General features: G+C 39.7%; 15 protein-coding genes. All 15 read left to right on the plus strand.

What is annotated here, in order from left to right; translation table 11 throughout:
* The 15 genes from aroF (at position 1) to LHV68_05965 (ending at position 15,011) form a co-directional block, all read left to right on the plus strand.
* Positions 1–1,014, plus strand: coding sequence for a 3-deoxy-7-phosphoheptulonate synthase (gene aroF / locus LHV68_05895; GenBank protein MCB4791402.1), 1,014 nt, complete (start codon positions 1–3; stop codon positions 1,012–1,014).
* A gap of 4 nt (positions 1,015–1,018) precedes the next feature.
* Entirely contained in the window at positions 1,019–1,894 is an 876-nt protein-coding gene (locus LHV68_05900) for a prephenate dehydrogenase (protein MCB4791403.1), read from the plus strand.
* Positions 1,895–1,933: 39 nt separating this feature from the next.
* Positions 1,934–3,253 carry a 3-phosphoshikimate 1-carboxyvinyltransferase gene (aroA, locus tag LHV68_05905; GenBank protein ID MCB4791404.1) on the plus strand — a complete coding sequence of 440 codons (1,320 nt, stop codon included), beginning with the start codon at positions 1,934–1,936 and terminating at the stop codon, positions 3,251–3,253.
* Positions 3,250–3,927: a (d)CMP kinase gene (gene cmk / locus LHV68_05910; GenBank protein MCB4791405.1), complete on the plus strand. Its 678-nt coding sequence runs from the start codon at positions 3,250–3,252 to the stop codon at positions 3,925–3,927. Before aroA ends, cmk begins: the two co-directional genes overlap by 4 nt.
* Positions 3,902–4,504, plus strand: a complete 603-nt coding sequence (locus LHV68_05915) for a 1-acyl-sn-glycerol-3-phosphate acyltransferase (GenBank protein MCB4791406.1) — start codon at positions 3,902–3,904, stop codon at positions 4,502–4,504. The genes cmk and LHV68_05915 overlap by 26 nt, the downstream gene beginning before the upstream one ends.
* Before the next feature lies 1 nt (position 4,505).
* The gene (locus tag LHV68_05920; GenBank protein MCB4791407.1) at positions 4,506–5,372 is read left to right on the plus strand and encodes a 4-hydroxy-3-methylbut-2-enyl diphosphate reductase; all 867 of its coding nucleotides are present in this window, start codon (positions 4,506–4,508) and stop codon (positions 5,370–5,372) included.
* Between the two features lie 4 nt (positions 5,373–5,376).
* Positions 5,377–7,113, plus strand: coding sequence for a 30S ribosomal protein S1 (locus LHV68_05925; GenBank protein ID MCB4791408.1), 1,737 nt, complete (start codon positions 5,377–5,379; stop codon positions 7,111–7,113).
* A gap of 71 nt (positions 7,114–7,184) precedes the next feature.
* Positions 7,185–8,729: a hypothetical protein gene (locus LHV68_05930; protein MCB4791409.1), complete on the plus strand. Its 1,545-nt coding sequence runs from the start codon at positions 7,185–7,187 to the stop codon at positions 8,727–8,729.
* 62 nt (positions 8,730–8,791) lie between these two features.
* On the plus strand, positions 8,792–10,417 hold the full coding sequence (locus LHV68_05935) for a glycosyltransferase family 39 protein (GenBank protein MCB4791410.1): 1,626 nt from the start codon (positions 8,792–8,794) through the stop codon (positions 10,415–10,417).
* Positions 10,418–10,526: 109 nt separating this feature from the next.
* On the plus strand, positions 10,527–10,958 hold the full coding sequence (rplM, locus tag LHV68_05940) for a 50S ribosomal protein L13 (GenBank protein MCB4791411.1): 432 nt from the start codon (positions 10,527–10,529) through the stop codon (positions 10,956–10,958).
* A 9-nt stretch (positions 10,959–10,967) separates the two neighbouring features.
* Positions 10,968–11,378, plus strand: coding sequence for a 30S ribosomal protein S9 (rpsI, locus tag LHV68_05945; protein MCB4791412.1), 411 nt, complete (start codon positions 10,968–10,970; stop codon positions 11,376–11,378).
* Between the two features lie 283 nt (positions 11,379–11,661).
* On the plus strand, positions 11,662–11,934 hold the full coding sequence (locus tag LHV68_05950; GenBank protein MCB4791413.1) for an HU family DNA-binding protein: 273 nt from the start codon (positions 11,662–11,664) through the stop codon (positions 11,932–11,934).
* A 36-nt stretch (positions 11,935–11,970) separates the two neighbouring features.
* Positions 11,971–12,270: a hypothetical protein gene (locus LHV68_05955; GenBank protein ID MCB4791414.1), complete on the plus strand. Its 300-nt coding sequence runs from the start codon at positions 11,971–11,973 to the stop codon at positions 12,268–12,270.
* Positions 12,271–12,316: 46 nt separating this feature from the next.
* Positions 12,317–13,519, plus strand: a complete 1,203-nt coding sequence (locus tag LHV68_05960) for an LL-diaminopimelate aminotransferase (GenBank protein MCB4791415.1) — start codon at positions 12,317–12,319, stop codon at positions 13,517–13,519.
* A 196-nt stretch (positions 13,520–13,715) separates the two neighbouring features.
* Positions 13,716–15,011: a homoserine dehydrogenase gene (locus tag LHV68_05965; GenBank protein MCB4791416.1), complete on the plus strand. Its 1,296-nt coding sequence runs from the start codon at positions 13,716–13,718 to the stop codon at positions 15,009–15,011.
* The last annotated feature ends 147 nt before the right edge of the window (positions 15,012–15,158 follow it).

Here is a 15,158-nt window from a genome sequence, read left to right on the forward strand (position 1 = left end):
ATGATTATTACGCTTAAGCCGGGAACGTCTAAAAATGAAAGAGAAAAAGTTACAAGGAAAATTAAACAGCTGGGATATAAACCACATGTATCCATAGGCGCTGATATAACTATCATCGGCATGATAGGAGAAAGGGCGGAACGCTACAGCGAAGTTTTTGAAGCTATGGATGCGGTTGATCATATAAGCGAAATAGAAAAACCGTACAAACTTGCAAGCAGGGAATTTAAACAAGAAAATACTGTAATAGATATCGGAGGCGTAAAGATAGGCGGGAATGAGATCGTGGTCATGGCAGGGCCCTGCGCGGTAGAAAATAAAAAGGTAATTTTAGAGATAGCAAAAGCGATAAAGAGATCAGGCGCGAAGATATTAAGAGGCGGTGCTTTTAAGCCGAGGAGTTCTCCGTATGCTTTTCAGGGCCTTGGCGAAGAGGGTCTTAAGTATTTAAGGTTTGCAGCGGACAAGGAAGGGCTTTTAGTGATCACCGAAGCTATGTCTTCAGAGCAAGTAAAGCTTGTGGGTAAATATGCCGATATAATACAGATCGGAGCAAGGAATGTCCAGAATTATGACTTGCTCAAAGAAGTTGGAAAACAAAAAAAGCCTGTAATGCTCAAAAGAGGGATGTCCACCACTATAAAAGAGTGGCTCCTTTCAGCCGAATATATCATGTCAAACGGGAATTATAAAGTTATGCTGTGCGAAAGAGGTATCCGGACCTTTGAAGATGCAACAAGAAATACCTTGGACTTAAATGCAGTCCCCGTGATAAAAAAACTGTCACATTTGCCTGTTATAGTAGACCCGTCTCATGGAGTCGGGATAAGGGAACATGTCGGCACCATGGCTAAAGCATCGATTGCTGCAGGCGCTGATGGGCTTATTATTGAGGTGCACCCCAAGCCCGAAGATGCCCTTTCCGACGGCGCTCAGAGTTTGCTCCTTGACCAATTTGACAGGTTAATGCAGGAGTTAAGACCGTTGGCCAGCGCGCTTGGCAGAAGGATATGAAACGATGAAGAAAATAGCCATTATAGGTGTAGGTTTGATAGGCGGTTCTTTGGGAATGGCTTTAAAAAGCCGCGAAAAACCGGCTTATAAGATAACCGGCATCGGAAGAAGGCTCGACAGGTTAAGGCTTGCAAAAAAGCTGGGAGCTGTTGACAATTATACTCTTGACTGGCAGGAAGGCTTGAAACGTGCGGATATAGTGATAGTCTCAACTCCAGTCGATCTGATAGCGCAAACGGTTAAAAAGATAATCCCCTACCTTAAAGAAAGCGCAATCATCTCTGATGTGGGAAGCGTTAAAGGGCCGGTTATTAAAGAGGTCAACAAGGTCTTATCTGAAGCCAGAAAAAAATATAAACGTTCTATCCCGTTTGTCGGGGCCCACCCGATGGCAGGTTCAGAAAAAACCGGGGTACAGTTTGCTGATAAAAAAATTTATAACGGGGCAACGGTCGTCCTGGTTAAAGATGCTTCAACTAAGAAAATCGCGGTCAACAAGATTGGTAAAATATGGAAAGCTGCAGGAGCGAATGTCATTATAACCGACCCTTTTATGCACGATAGGATAGTGTCTTTAATAAGCCATCTGCCTCATGTGATAGCGTTCTCTCTTTGTCTGATGGCAAAGAAATTGAATAAAAAAGACAGGAAAACCTCAAAATTTTTAGCAGGGTCTTTTAAAGACCTGACAAGGATAGCAAATTCAAACCCTAGGGATTGGGCATGTATTTGCAAACAAAACAAGAAAGAACTTAACATCTCAATAGCTGATCTAGTTAAATTACTTTTAAAAATAAAAAGCAGCTTAAACTCATGCAAAAGAACTGAAAAGACATTCTTAGAGGCTAAATTAGCCCGCCAAAAACTTTTAAATATATAAGATTTACAAATCTGTGTAATCAAATTAAGGTTCTTAATTATGGATTGGATCGTTAAGAAATACAAGCCCCGCCAAAATGGGATCAAAGAAATATCCGTTCCAGCTGATAAATCAATTACTCACAGAGCAGTGATGCTTTCTGCGTTTGTAGAAGGCAGCTATACTGTAAAGAATTATCTGCCCGCGGATGACTGCATGAGTACTATAAATGCTTTTAGGTCTATGGGAGTGGACATCAAAGAAATAATTATGGATAATAAAAGATCTTTAAGTATTACAGGTTCCGGGAAATTAAAACCACCTCAAAAAGCTATTGATGCCGGGAATTCGGGCACAACCACAAGGCTTCTTTGCGGTATTTTAGCGGGGCAGGATTTTGAAACTGAAATAACCGGGGACGCCAGCCTTTCAAAAAGGCCGATGAAAAGGGTGATTGAACCCTTAAGACTGATGGGTGCCAAAATAAGCGCAAGAGAAGATAATTACCTGCCGTTAAAGATTGCCGGGACACCGGATTTAAAACCTATAACTTACAGGAGCAGTATTGCAAGCGCACAGGTCAAATCCTGCGTGCTTTTTGCCGGTATGCAGGCAAAAGGAAAAACAACTTTTATTGAACCTGTTAAATCAAGAGACCATACTGAAAGAATGCTAAAGTTTGTGGGTGTAGAGGTGAAAGAAACAGCGACTTCATCGTCCGTTATAGGCCCGGTTAGAATTCCGCCGGGATTTACAATAGATGTTCCAGGTGATATTTCTGCAGCCGCGTTTTTTCTTGCAGCGGGCGCACTTTTGCCAAAAACAAAAATAAAACTTTCAAATGTAGGCATCAATCCTACAAGAGACGGAATAATTGATATATTGAGAAATATGAACGCCGAACTTAAAATTATCAATAACAACAAAGGTTCATGGGATTCATTTGACCCTGTCGCGGATATCGAGGTTGGGACGTCACAGCTTACAGCCTGCGATATCAACGGCGAAATGATACCGCGTTTAATTGATGAAATACCTGTTGTAGCTTTGGCTGCGACCCAGGCAAAAGGCGCGACTATAATCTCAGGGGCCGAAGAATTAAGGTTTAAAGAAAGCGACAGGTTAAAAGCCGTTGCGGCAGAATTAAATAAAATGGGAGCTGCGATAGAAGAAACAAAGGATGGGCTTATAATAACAGGGCCTGTAAAGCTTAAAGGGTGCGAAGTTGACAGCCACGATGACCACAGGATAGCTATGATGCTTGCCGTAGCCGGGCTTTTAGCAGAAGGTGAGACAACCATAAAAAATACGGATTGCGTAAGCATTTCTTTTCCTGATTTTAAGTTAAAGCTTAACGGTATCGGAGCAGAGATAGAATGAAAAGATATATTGTCGCAATTGACGGGCCCGCTGGGGCGGGGAAGTCCACTGTTTCAAAGCTTGTCGCACAAAAGCTGGGGTATCTTTACATAGATACCGGAGCTATGTACAGGGCCATAGCCTTAAAAGCGATCAGGATGAATTTAAGTTTTTATGAAAATGATAAATTAATCAAAATGGCAGAAGGAACGGATATAACTTTAAAAACTTCAGATAAAAAAGGCTCACTACTTGATATTTTTATGGATGACGGAGATGTAACAGAAGAGATAAGGACACAAGAGGTTTCTCAAGGGGCTAGCAAGGTCTCATCAATTCCTGAGATAAGAAAGATATTACAGCAAAAACAGAGGCGGATAGGAAAAGACGGCGGCATTGTCATGGAGGGCCGGGATATAGGAACGGTTGTTTTTCCAAATGCGGAATTCAAGTTTTATATGGATGCTACAGTCGAAGAAAGAGCAATGAGGCGTTACCGTGAACTAAGAGCAAAAGGGCAAGAAGTTTCTTTAGGTGTTATAGAAAAAGAAATAGCCGAAAGAGACGATAGGGATAAGAACAGAAAAGCCGACCCGCTCGTAAAAAGCCCGGATGCTATTTATATAGATTCCACAGGGATGTCTATAGAGGAATCGGCAGATATCGTAGTTGAATATATTAACAAACATGGTTAAATCTTCGTGGCTTTATTATCTTGGCAGAGGGATGTTCAGGCTTTTGTTTAAAATAGTGTGGCGATGGAAAATTTACGGGTTAGAAAACCTCCCGAAAGAAGGGAAAATAATAGTTGCCCCTAATCATGTCAGTTACTTTGATCCGCCTATGACCGGGTCTGCTATGGAAAGGCCCCTATATTTCATGGCAAAAGAAGAACTGTTTAAAATGCCTATTTTGGGTTTTGTAATAAGAAGGACCCATGCTTTTCCTGTTAAGAGGGGTAAAAGTGATATAGGCGCGTTCAGAATGGCGCAGAAGCTTTTAAATGAAGATAAGGCGGTACTTGTATTTCCGGAAGGGACGCGCTCAAAAGACGGTAATTTCGGCAGGGCAAGGCCCGGTCTTGGGATGCTTTCATGCCTGACCCAGTCTCCGGTAATCCCTGTCAGGATAATTAATTCGAACAATATGAGGAAATTATTACCGTTAAAAATAATTTTTGGTAAACCCGTCTATCCTCTGAAAGAATATACAAAGGAATCATATCAAGAACTCTCAGAAACGGTTCTGGAAGAAATAAAGAAGTTGAATTAAAATGAAAAAATTAAAAACCGAGAAACCGGGCAGAAAGATAAAGACGGCTAAAACAGCAGGGGTGTGTTTTGGGGTTAAAAGGGCCATAGAACTGGCCCAAAAAACAGCCAGAAACAGAAAAAAAGTATATACGCTCGGGCCCTTGATCCATAACCCTCAGGAGGTTAACCGCCTTTCAAAAAATGGCATTAAACCCATAAAAAGCCCCTGGAAGCTTAAAAACGAGACCCTGATATTGAGGACTCATGGGATACCGCTGACTTTTAAGAAAAAACTCGAATTAAAAAGATTAAACCTTGTAGATGCGGCATGCCCTTTTGTAAAACACGCACAGGACATGGTCAGAAAGCTGACACAGGAAGGTTATCAAGTCATAATAGTCGGAGATAAGATACACCCAGAAGTAGTGGCGCTTGTTTCTTACGGGCTGGGCAAATGCAAGGTTGTTGAAAAAAAAGAGGACATAAATAAAATTAAACTGGCAAAAAAAATAGGGGTGGTGAGCCAGACAACACAGAGTAAAAAGAATTTCGATAGCATCATTTCTGTGTTAAGGAACAAAAGGCCGGACGCAAAGATATTCAATACTATCTGCCGGGCCACTATTGACAGGCAGTCCGAAGCAAAGAATATAGCAAAAGGCGCGGATCTAATGATAGTAGTCGGGGGAAAGAATTCGGCAAACACAAGGCGTTTATATGAAATATGCCGGGATTATACGAAAGCATACTATATTGAGGTTGCAAAAGAAATAAACCCTGAGTGGTTTAAAGGTGTAGAAAAAGTCGGGCTGACAGCGGGAGCGTCAACCCCTGACTGGGTCATAAAAGATGTCGAGAGCACGATAAAATACATAAAGGAGAACTAAAAAAATGGACGAGACAAAGGAAGCGCAAGGCAAAGAAAATAATTTAAATATTGCAGCACCCGGCGCATTAGAAGGGGCCAAAGAGCAAAAAGAAAAGAAAGAAGAAGATGTTAAGATGGAAGAACTCATGGGGGACCAGATAATTATCGAGGAGGGGAAGATAGTAAAGGTAAAGATTGTCGGGAAAAATGCAGAAGGAGTACTGGTGGACCTGGGTGTAAAATCAGAAGCCCCGATCAGCAAAAGCGAGTTCGGGTCTCAGGAAAAATACGATGAAATAAATGTGGGCATGGAGATCCCCGTATATATAGTCCGCCTTCATTCAAGGGAAGGCTCCCCCGTAGTCTCTTATAAACAGGCCAGGGAAATCTATGCCTGGGAAAAGATAAAGGCCTCGTTTGCAAGTTCCTCTCCGATAGAGGGGGTTATCGTAAGAAAGATCAAGGGTGGGTTTATCGTGGATACCGGGATCGATGCATTCCTGCCGTTTTCTCAGCTCGAAATTTACAGAGTAAAAGATTTTAACGCTTATCTGGGTATAAAAATGAAGTTCTTGATCACGGATATGGACAAAGACAAAAATAACCTGGTATTATCGAGAAGAAAGCTTCTTGAACTTGAGCAGAATGAAAGCAAGAAGAGAGTGCTTGAAAATATTTATGAAAACCAGGTCATTGATGGTGTTGTGACACGGATAACTGATTTCGGCGCATTTGTCGACATAGGAGGCATGGAAGGGCTGCTGCATATCGGGGATATAGCCTGGCACAGGTTAAACAAAGTAGGGGACAAGCTTTCAGTCAGGCAGAGCATAAAAGTCAAGGTCCTTAAGATAGAAGGAGGGAGAGTCTCTTTAGGAATGAAACAGCTCATTCCAACGCCCTGGGAAAAAGCAGGCGAAAAATACCCTAAAGGCAGTATTGTCAAAGGAAAAGTTATTTCCATAACGGAGTTCGGGGTTTTTATCGAAATAGAACCCGGCCTTGAAGGGTTACTCCATGTTTCAGAGATATCGTGGTCAGAGCAGAAAAGCGATGTGTTAAAAAAATTCAAAGCCGGACAGGAATTAGATGTTAAAGTCATAGATATTGATACCGTTAGCGAGAAACTGTCCCTGTCCGTAAAAAAATTAAAATCAAATCCGTGGGAAGAGGCTAAGACAAAGTTCCCGAAAGGCACAAAAGTAAAAGGGACGGTTACGAACATTACTCCTTTCGGTGCTTTTGTCAAGATTGCAGACGGCATGGAAGGGCTTATTCATATCGGGGAAATGTCGTGGACAAAAAAGGTCAACCATCCAAAGGATGTCTTGAAAACCGGGCAGGAAATAGAATCAGTAGTGTTGGATATTAACCCCATAGAAGAAAAGATATCGCTTTCATTAAGGCATTTGGAAGGAAACCCGTTTGAAAAATATTCAACGGGCAAGGTAGTGACCGGGAAAGTTAAGCGAATAACGGATTTCGGCGCTTTTATTGAGCTTGAACCTGGGATAGACGCACTGCTGCGCGCCAGCGAGATAATACCTAAAAAAATGGAAAGCGCAAAACGTGCGAACATTTCAGATTTCCTGAAAGTCGGCCAGGAGATAGAAGCAAAAATAGTCAAAAGCGACCTTAAAGAAAGAAAAATAGATATTTCAACAAAGAAATTAGAGCGCGAAAGAGAAAAAGAACTTCTAAAAAAATATACGAATAAAGAATCACGCCCTACTTTAGGGGACGTCCTGGAAGAAGAGTGACCTGATTTTTACGCCAACCCACAATTTACACGCAAGAATACACCCATATACAGGTTCCCAGGGATTAACTTGTGAGATTTATTAGAGCTGTTTTATTGCTATTCTTTTGCCTTTTTGCCGTGCTTATAGGCATTGAGGTCTTTTTTTGTTATTTCCTGCCTCTATTTTGGAAAATAAACTCAAAGATCCATGCCGGTGAAATGAATAAAAATATTTGTATTTATACGGTAGGTGAATCCACAGCTTTTGGGCAGCCATACGGCCCGAAAATATCTTTTCCAGAAATAGTTAAATATATGTTTAACGGAAAGATCAATAATAAAGAAATAAGAATTATTAATTTTGCCAGACGCGGTTCAAGTTTCGAGGAACAATATTGGAAATTGTTTAAGGAACTTAGTGTTAAACCCAAGTTAACCGGTGTAGTATTTGTATATGCAGGCATCAACGATATATCAACTGTGGGTAAAGGGCTAGATAAGGCTGGTTTTTGTTTTAGGACACTTTATAAATCCCTGGTATATTCCAAGTTTGCATTTATTAAGCATAAAAAATCGATATATAGTTATGAATATAATTTAGAAAGAGTAATAAAACTTGCTCAAAGTTATGGTTTAAAAATCGTTATATCAAATTTAATAGGCAATTTTACAGAGTTTGCTCCGAAAAATAATCAAATATTTGAATCAAAGGATAACAGGGCACTGTTTAATAAAGCGGAGGAGTATGTTCTTAAAGGCGATTTAGACAAAGCACAGAACGTTTACGAACAGCTGATAAACCTCAACCATAAAACAGTTTTATCGCCTGTATACTATTTTCTCGGGAAGATTTATGAGGCAAAAGGGGATTATGCAATTGCCAGGAACAATTATTATCTGGCTGCGGATACCGGAAGTGTAAGGCTGCAAAAACCTACCAGTAAACAAAATGAGATCATAAAAATGGCCGGTATCGAGTATAAGGCGGGTTTCGTAGACGCTTTGTCGATTTTTGAAGAAAACTCAAAAAATGGCTTGATAGGTTACAACCTTTGTGGAGATGCCCACCACCCAAATCTTAAAGGTTATATACTGCTTGCAAAAGGTTTTGCCCGGGAACTCGGGGATATTTACGGGAATAAGCCTGAAAGAACAGACCTTTCAGAAAAAGAAGTAACGGAGCATTTTAACTTTACTGATGACGATATATTCTATGTATATACTCATAATTTAAAATGGCTTCTGGCCGAGACGAGCGGAGACATTTATAGGAAAGAAAGCATAGAAAGGGCAAGATATTATCTTGAACAAGCAATAAAAAATTATGAATTAAACCCGTCCGGCGAGAAAAAAACAGATATAGAACTGTCCCGGCTTATGATCGCTGCGGTAAGCAGGGATTTAAAAGGAGTCATATACTGGTTAGAAAAAGGGGAGTTTTTGACAAAAAACAGGACAGTATTTTTTACTACAAACAATAATATGATACAAACAAATAATTGGTTCACTTCATGGCTTAGATATACCCTCTGTGAATTAGACCTGCCCGATGCTATTATTAAAGAATTAGGAGCTGACTTAAAAGAACATGAAAGACTGAAAAATAATAGGCTGGATTATGTAATTGTAAAATGAACGTAGCAGTACACGGGTAATAAATTGATCGTTGTTTTTAGGAAAGGAGCATTTCAAACGGCATGAAAACTTTTTATGTCATATTAATATTAAGTACACTAGGGATATTTAATATTGCCAATTACATTTCAGCAGCAGGGGTTATCAATGAATCAGAAATGTCCTGGCATGAAGAATATCTTATAAATGCCCACACTTTCTTAACGGACTTTAATGATAAAGGAGGGTTATTCCATTCAGTTTATGCGCCTCTTTATTATTTAAATATGGCGCTGGTAATGAAATTGTTCGGGAAAAGCTGGCTGGTTTCTAATTTTATCACCAATAGTTTTTATCTTTTTATCTTAATATTTTTCACATACCTCCTTGGAAAAGAGCTGAACGGCAGGGCCGCAGGGGTGATTTCCGCAACAATAGTATCGTTTTACCCCAACACCTGGGCCAGCTACAGGTCATTCTCGCCCGATTTTACTACGATGGGAATAGTTGTGACGGGTATTTATTTTCTTGTTAAATCCGGCTACTACAGCGACCCGAAGTTCTCTATATTATTTGCACTGGCCTGTGCCTGGGGAATGATGCTAAAAGAATCTTTCGGGGCCTTCATAATAGGGCCTATCTTTTATGGATTGTTTCATGCGTACAGGCAGGCCAAGGAAAGCCAATACCGGCCTTTGATGAATTTTCTTGCATTTTCAATAATAGTTTATGTGCTAATATACCCTTACTATTTTACGGGTTTATATCATCTTAATGTATTTACAATTGGGAGATCCTTTAAAAATACCGGGATGAACTTTTATGATTTAATAGATTTAAGGTTTTTTACGGTTGGTTTATATAAAAGCCAGCTTACACCTGTTTATTTTCTTGTCATGATCCTTGGATTTTATTATTTTTTACGGTACAAAAACAACAGAATTAAGTTTATGATGATTCTTTGGCTGCTTATACCCAATTTAATGCTCATATTTATTCCTAATAAAACGGAAAGATACTTGCTGGCTGCGCTGCCGGCCTTTGCTTTAATAAGCTCTTTTTCTGCAGATAGATTGAAAAGCAGCATGGCAAGAAATATATTTATTCTTTTCCTTATAGCAGCCGGGCTGTATCAGTACCATAAACTTAACAGCGCCGAATTTAAGCCGGAAAATGAAAAATTCGGTTGGTATTATCCAAATAATATTATAACCTCTTATAATGAATTAAGGTATAAGGGAAGTTTGATAGATGCCTTAAGAAGTAATTTGCTGCTTGAAATAGATGATTTCAGGAAATTGAAAAAAGACACAGTCTGCAAAGTCAGCGAACTCAAAAAAGGGGACGGCAGTGATATGTCGGTTAATCTTCGTACGATCTTATGGTGCAATAGCCCTAAAATAGATTACGATTTCTCAAGGGATTACACGTATATCACAGGTGATGAAGCAGCTCCGGATGAAAAAACCTTCCATTATCTGCTGGATATATTGGATAAGTCCGATATTATTGTATTTAATGCAGGTGAGGATGATATAGACTTGAAAAACCCCGGTTTCCTTGACTCTATCATAAAAGACGGTAGTATAAACAAGTTTTCTACCCTATGGGCAAATAAGCTTAAAAACTTTACATCAAGAAAAATATATCATTCGAAAGCTGATTATTTCTGCACCTATAACGTTTATCTTTATAAAAAGATATTTTAATCTGTGGTTTTAGGGTAAAGATTTTTCCCTGAGCTTTTCCCTGAAGCTTGACTTAAAGCGATAAATTTCTTATAATAACACCCTATTATCGCAAAAAGAGGTATAGCATATGATTAATAAGACTTATTTACCGAAAATTTCTGAAATTAAAAGAGGCTGGCATCTGATAGATGCGAAAGGTAAACCTCTTGGACGGATCGCTACTCAGGCTGTTTATTTGCTAAGAGGGAAAAATAAACCCTTTTATACCCCGCACCTTGACTGCGGAGACCACGTCGTTGTTACCAATGTAAGCCAGATCGTATTGACCGGCAAAAAACTGGAACAAAAAATAGACTATCACCATTCGGGTTATCCGGGAGGCGATAAGTATACGGTGTATTCAAAACTGATGGCAGAAAAACCAGAAAAAGGCCTTTGGCTTGCAGCCAAAGGCATGCTTCCAAAAAACAGGCTGGCAGGTGTTCAGATAAAAAGGCTTAGAATATTCAAGGGAAATGAACACGATTTTGCGGACAAATTTGCAAAAAATAAGGAATAGGGAGAAAGTATGAGTCAAAATAATACAGATATTCAAACAGTTATGGCTACGGGGAGAAGAAAAACATCTATTGCAAGGGTTAAAGTTACATCCGGCCAGGGAAAGATCATGGTTAATAATAGGACACTGGATGAATATTTTGGAGGCTTGAGCAAAACCAAAAAGAACGCCCTTAAACCGATAGAGATGTCGCCCTCTGCGAATTCATATAATTTCAGTATAACTGTGACAGGCGGAGGTTATACAGGACAGGCAGGAGCTATCAGCCATGCTCTTACAAGGGTATTGATAAAGTTAGACCCAAAATTAAAAGCGAATTTGAAAAAAGAAGGGCTGTTAACACGCGATCCAAGGATGGTTGAACGTAAAAAACCCGGCAGGCCTAAAGCAAGAAAGAGATTCCAGTTCTCAAAGAGATAATTTTTATAATTTCAGATATTTTTAAAGACGTTCATAACACAATATATTTTGTATGAACGTCTTTTTTATTGCCTAAAAAATCAAAAAAATGGGATAAAACATTAATTCCAATTGATTTTACTGATATATTTAAAAAAATATTTTATAATTTATCCCTTGACTTTTCTTTCATTTTATATTATAAATTAAATGTAATAGGCTTTGAAAAATAAACCACTTTATGGAAAAAATGTATCGATATTGCCAAAGCTGTTTTTGGGCAATTGTAAGGAGGTAGAAAAAGATGAAAAAACCAGATGTAGTAAAACAGGTAGCTGATGTTGCGGGTTTAACTCAAGGCGATGCTAACAGAGCAGTAAAGGCGCTTGTTAAAGTCGTCCAGACAGCATTAAAAAATGGAGAAGTCGTGTCATTTTCCGGGCTTGGTTCGTTCCGCTCAAAACCCCGCAAAGCCCGTCAAGGCAGAAATCCAAAGACAGGCGAGATAATACCTGTTCCTGAAGGAAAGAAAGTTTCTTTTAAACCGACAACGACTTTAAGAAAGCTAATTCAATAAGATTTTTTGTTTAAATTTAGTTTTTAATGATTTTTTATGGAAAAGTTAAAGATTAAAGGCTTGGTAATTTGCGCCAGCTGGATATTCAATATATGGGGAATATTTGTAACTGTTAAAGGTTTCTGGGATGTTTTTTTTGGAGAGCCGGAATCTAATTTCTATTCACAAACAAAATGGGAGTTTATATCCGAGCAGCAGTGGCTGACCTGGTCTGGTTTTGAAATAACTTATGGGATAGCGTGTATATCAATAGCTTACCTTTTAAGAAAATATTCTGTCAAACTCCCTGAATTTATCGAAAGAAAGGCTGATATAACTTCTAAGACAGCCGTTTAAAACCCAAAAATTAATTTAATTATTAATATGTTTTTAAGGATAAATAATGACAAATACCTTTAAAAAAATCGTGCCATCCGATAAATTGAACGCATTGCCTCCTTACCTGTTTTCCAAGATAAATGCATTAAAAGCCGAGGCCTATGCAAAAAAGCTGGATGTAATCGACCTGGCTATGGGCAATCCTGACCTGCCTACCCCTAAACATGTGGTGGAGAGGCTTTGCGATACAGTGCTTAATCATTCGCACACTCACAGGTATCCTCAGGCAAAGGGTATGCCAAGATATAGAAAAGCAATTTCTATATGGATGCAAAAGAGATTCGGGGTTTGCCTTGACCCGGAAACAGAGGTTGTCGCTTTAATAGGTTCAAAAGAAGGCGTTGCCCATCTTTGTATGGCATACCTTAATCCGGATGATGTAGTACTCGTATGCAATCCGAGTTACCCTGTTCATTTTAACGGTGTAGTTTTAGCAAATGGCAAAATCCATTATATGCCGTTATTAGAAAAAAATAAGTACCTGCCTGACTTAAAGTCAGTTCCTGAAAATGTTGCAAAAAAAGCTAAAATAATGTTCTTAAATTATCCGAATAATCCGACAGCCGCAGTCATAGAAGACAGGGGATTTTTAAAGGAAGTAGTTGATTTTGCAAAGAAATATGAGATTCTTCTTGTCTATGACAATGCCTATTCTGAAGTAACCTTCGATGATTATGTCGCCCCTTCGATTTTTGAGATAGACGGCGCAAAAGACATCACTCTGGAATTTCATTCATTTTCAAAGACATTTAATATGGCCGGCTGGCGGGTAGGCTGGGCTTGCGGCTCGAAAGAACTTCTTGCACCCTTAGAAAAATTCAAATCTTTCCTTGATTACGGTGTGCCGACATTTATACAGCTTGCTGCATGTGCGGCATTAGAGTCTTCGCAGGATTGTGTTAAAGAACAGTGCCAGATATATAAAAGAAGAAGAGATAAAATAGTTGACGGGCTAAACGAACTTGGGTGGGAAACCGATACCCCTAAAGGGACCATGTATCTTTGGATAAAACTGCATGAAAAGTTCAAGGCTATGGGGTCTATGGCTGTAGCTGAAGCCTTGCTAAAGGAAACCGGGGTTGCTCTGTCGCCGGGCACAGGTTTTGGAGATTACGGAGAAGGTTATCTCAGGATGGCCTTAGTTACTCCAGACAACCGGCTGCATGACGTACTTTTACGGCTAAAAAAATTCACTAACAGCAGGTAAATATTTAGGAAATTCAAAATGCAAAATGAAAAATGTAAAATTAAGGTGTCCGTTGTGGCGGACTTATTAAAAATAATCCCGACTTGGCGGGATACAACAATTTTGCACTTTGCAATTTTCATTTTGCATTTAAATTAGGTCGCTTTTAGCGCCCCTAACTTAAGGAGCTATTGGCTCCTGGCGGAAGGAACTCCAAATGAACGAAAAAGTAAAACTAGGGCTGATAGGCTGCGGGACCGTTGGGCAAGGTGTATTGAAGATACTTGAAAAAAATAAAAAAGCGATAGAGCAAAGAGCCGGGGCCAATATCGAGATAAGCGGTATCTGTGACTTAAGGGAAGTTCCTTTAAAAAGCAGGGTTTATTGTACAAAAAATTATAAAGAGCTGGTCAATAACCCGGATATAGATATCATCGTGGAACTTATCGGCGGGTATGAACCCGCCAAAACGATAATACTTGAATCTTTGCGTGCGGGCAAGAATATAATAACCGCTAACAAGGCTGTGCTTGCAAAATACTGGGACGAAATATTTTGCGCGGCAAGAAGGTATAACAGGCTCCTATACTTTGAAGCTTCTGTTGCAGGAGCCATACCTGTTGTTCAGGTTATAAACGAAGGGCTTGCGGCAAACAAAATAGAAAAGATAAGCGGGATTTTAAACGGTACGTCCAATTACATACTAAGTGAGATGTCAAGAAGCGGCATAAGTTTTGAAGTAGCGCTCGATCTTGCCCGTTCAGCCGGTTTTGCGGAAGCAAACCCGTCCTTTGATATAAACGGGATAGATACCGCGCATAAACTCTCCATACTTTCCTCTCTTGCCTGGTCAAGCTGGGTCAAGCTGAAGGATATCGAGGTAACCGGTATTGCCGATATTTCAGCTGACGATATTTATTTTGTGCAGAAAGAATTTAACTGCGTAGTAAAACTCCTGGGCCTTGCCCGGTTAGTCAAGGGGAAATTGGAACTTTCGGTAGAGCCGTGCCTTGTTTCGAGAAAGAATACGTTTTCGAACGTGGAAAGGGAATATAATGCCGTGTTGATCCGCGCAGACTCAGCCGGAGATATTATATTGTACGGCAGGGGTGCAGGCCAGTTCCCGGCTGCAAGTGCTGTAGTCTCGGATATAATATTCCTTTCAAGGCATGTAGCTAACGGCACTGCAGGCAAGATCCCTTTTGTTTCGTACGACCCGTCCAGGAGCATGCCGGTACTTCCGGGAAATGAAAAAATAGCCAGTTACTATCTCAGGTTCAATGCGCTCGATAAGCCCGGAGTCCTTGCTAAGATCTCAGGTATATTAGGCAAGTATAATGTTTCTATAGCCACTGTATACCAGAAGGAACCGCTGCCAAGGCTCAGGAAAGCAGTTCCTGTTTTGATGGTCACTCATAAGATAAATAAAGGGAACTTAAATAAAGCCATAGAACAGATAGATAAACTCCCGATCATTATTGAAAAGACCGTGAAATTTAAGATAGAAGAATAATACCTCCTTAAATTCTAAATACTAAACTCTAAACCCTAAACAAATCCAAAACTCAAATAACCAAAACCAAGAAACAACAGGATTTTGTTCTTAACCCACCAAGTTCAAGTTGCTAGTGCAAAATTGACATGGTTTGTAGTGGGTTTG

Origin of the sequence: Candidatus Liberimonas magnetica (genome assembly GCA_020523885.1) — a bacterium.
GTDB classification, from domain to species: domain Bacteria; phylum Elusimicrobiota; class Endomicrobiia; order Endomicrobiales; family JAFGIL01; genus Liberimonas; species Liberimonas magnetica.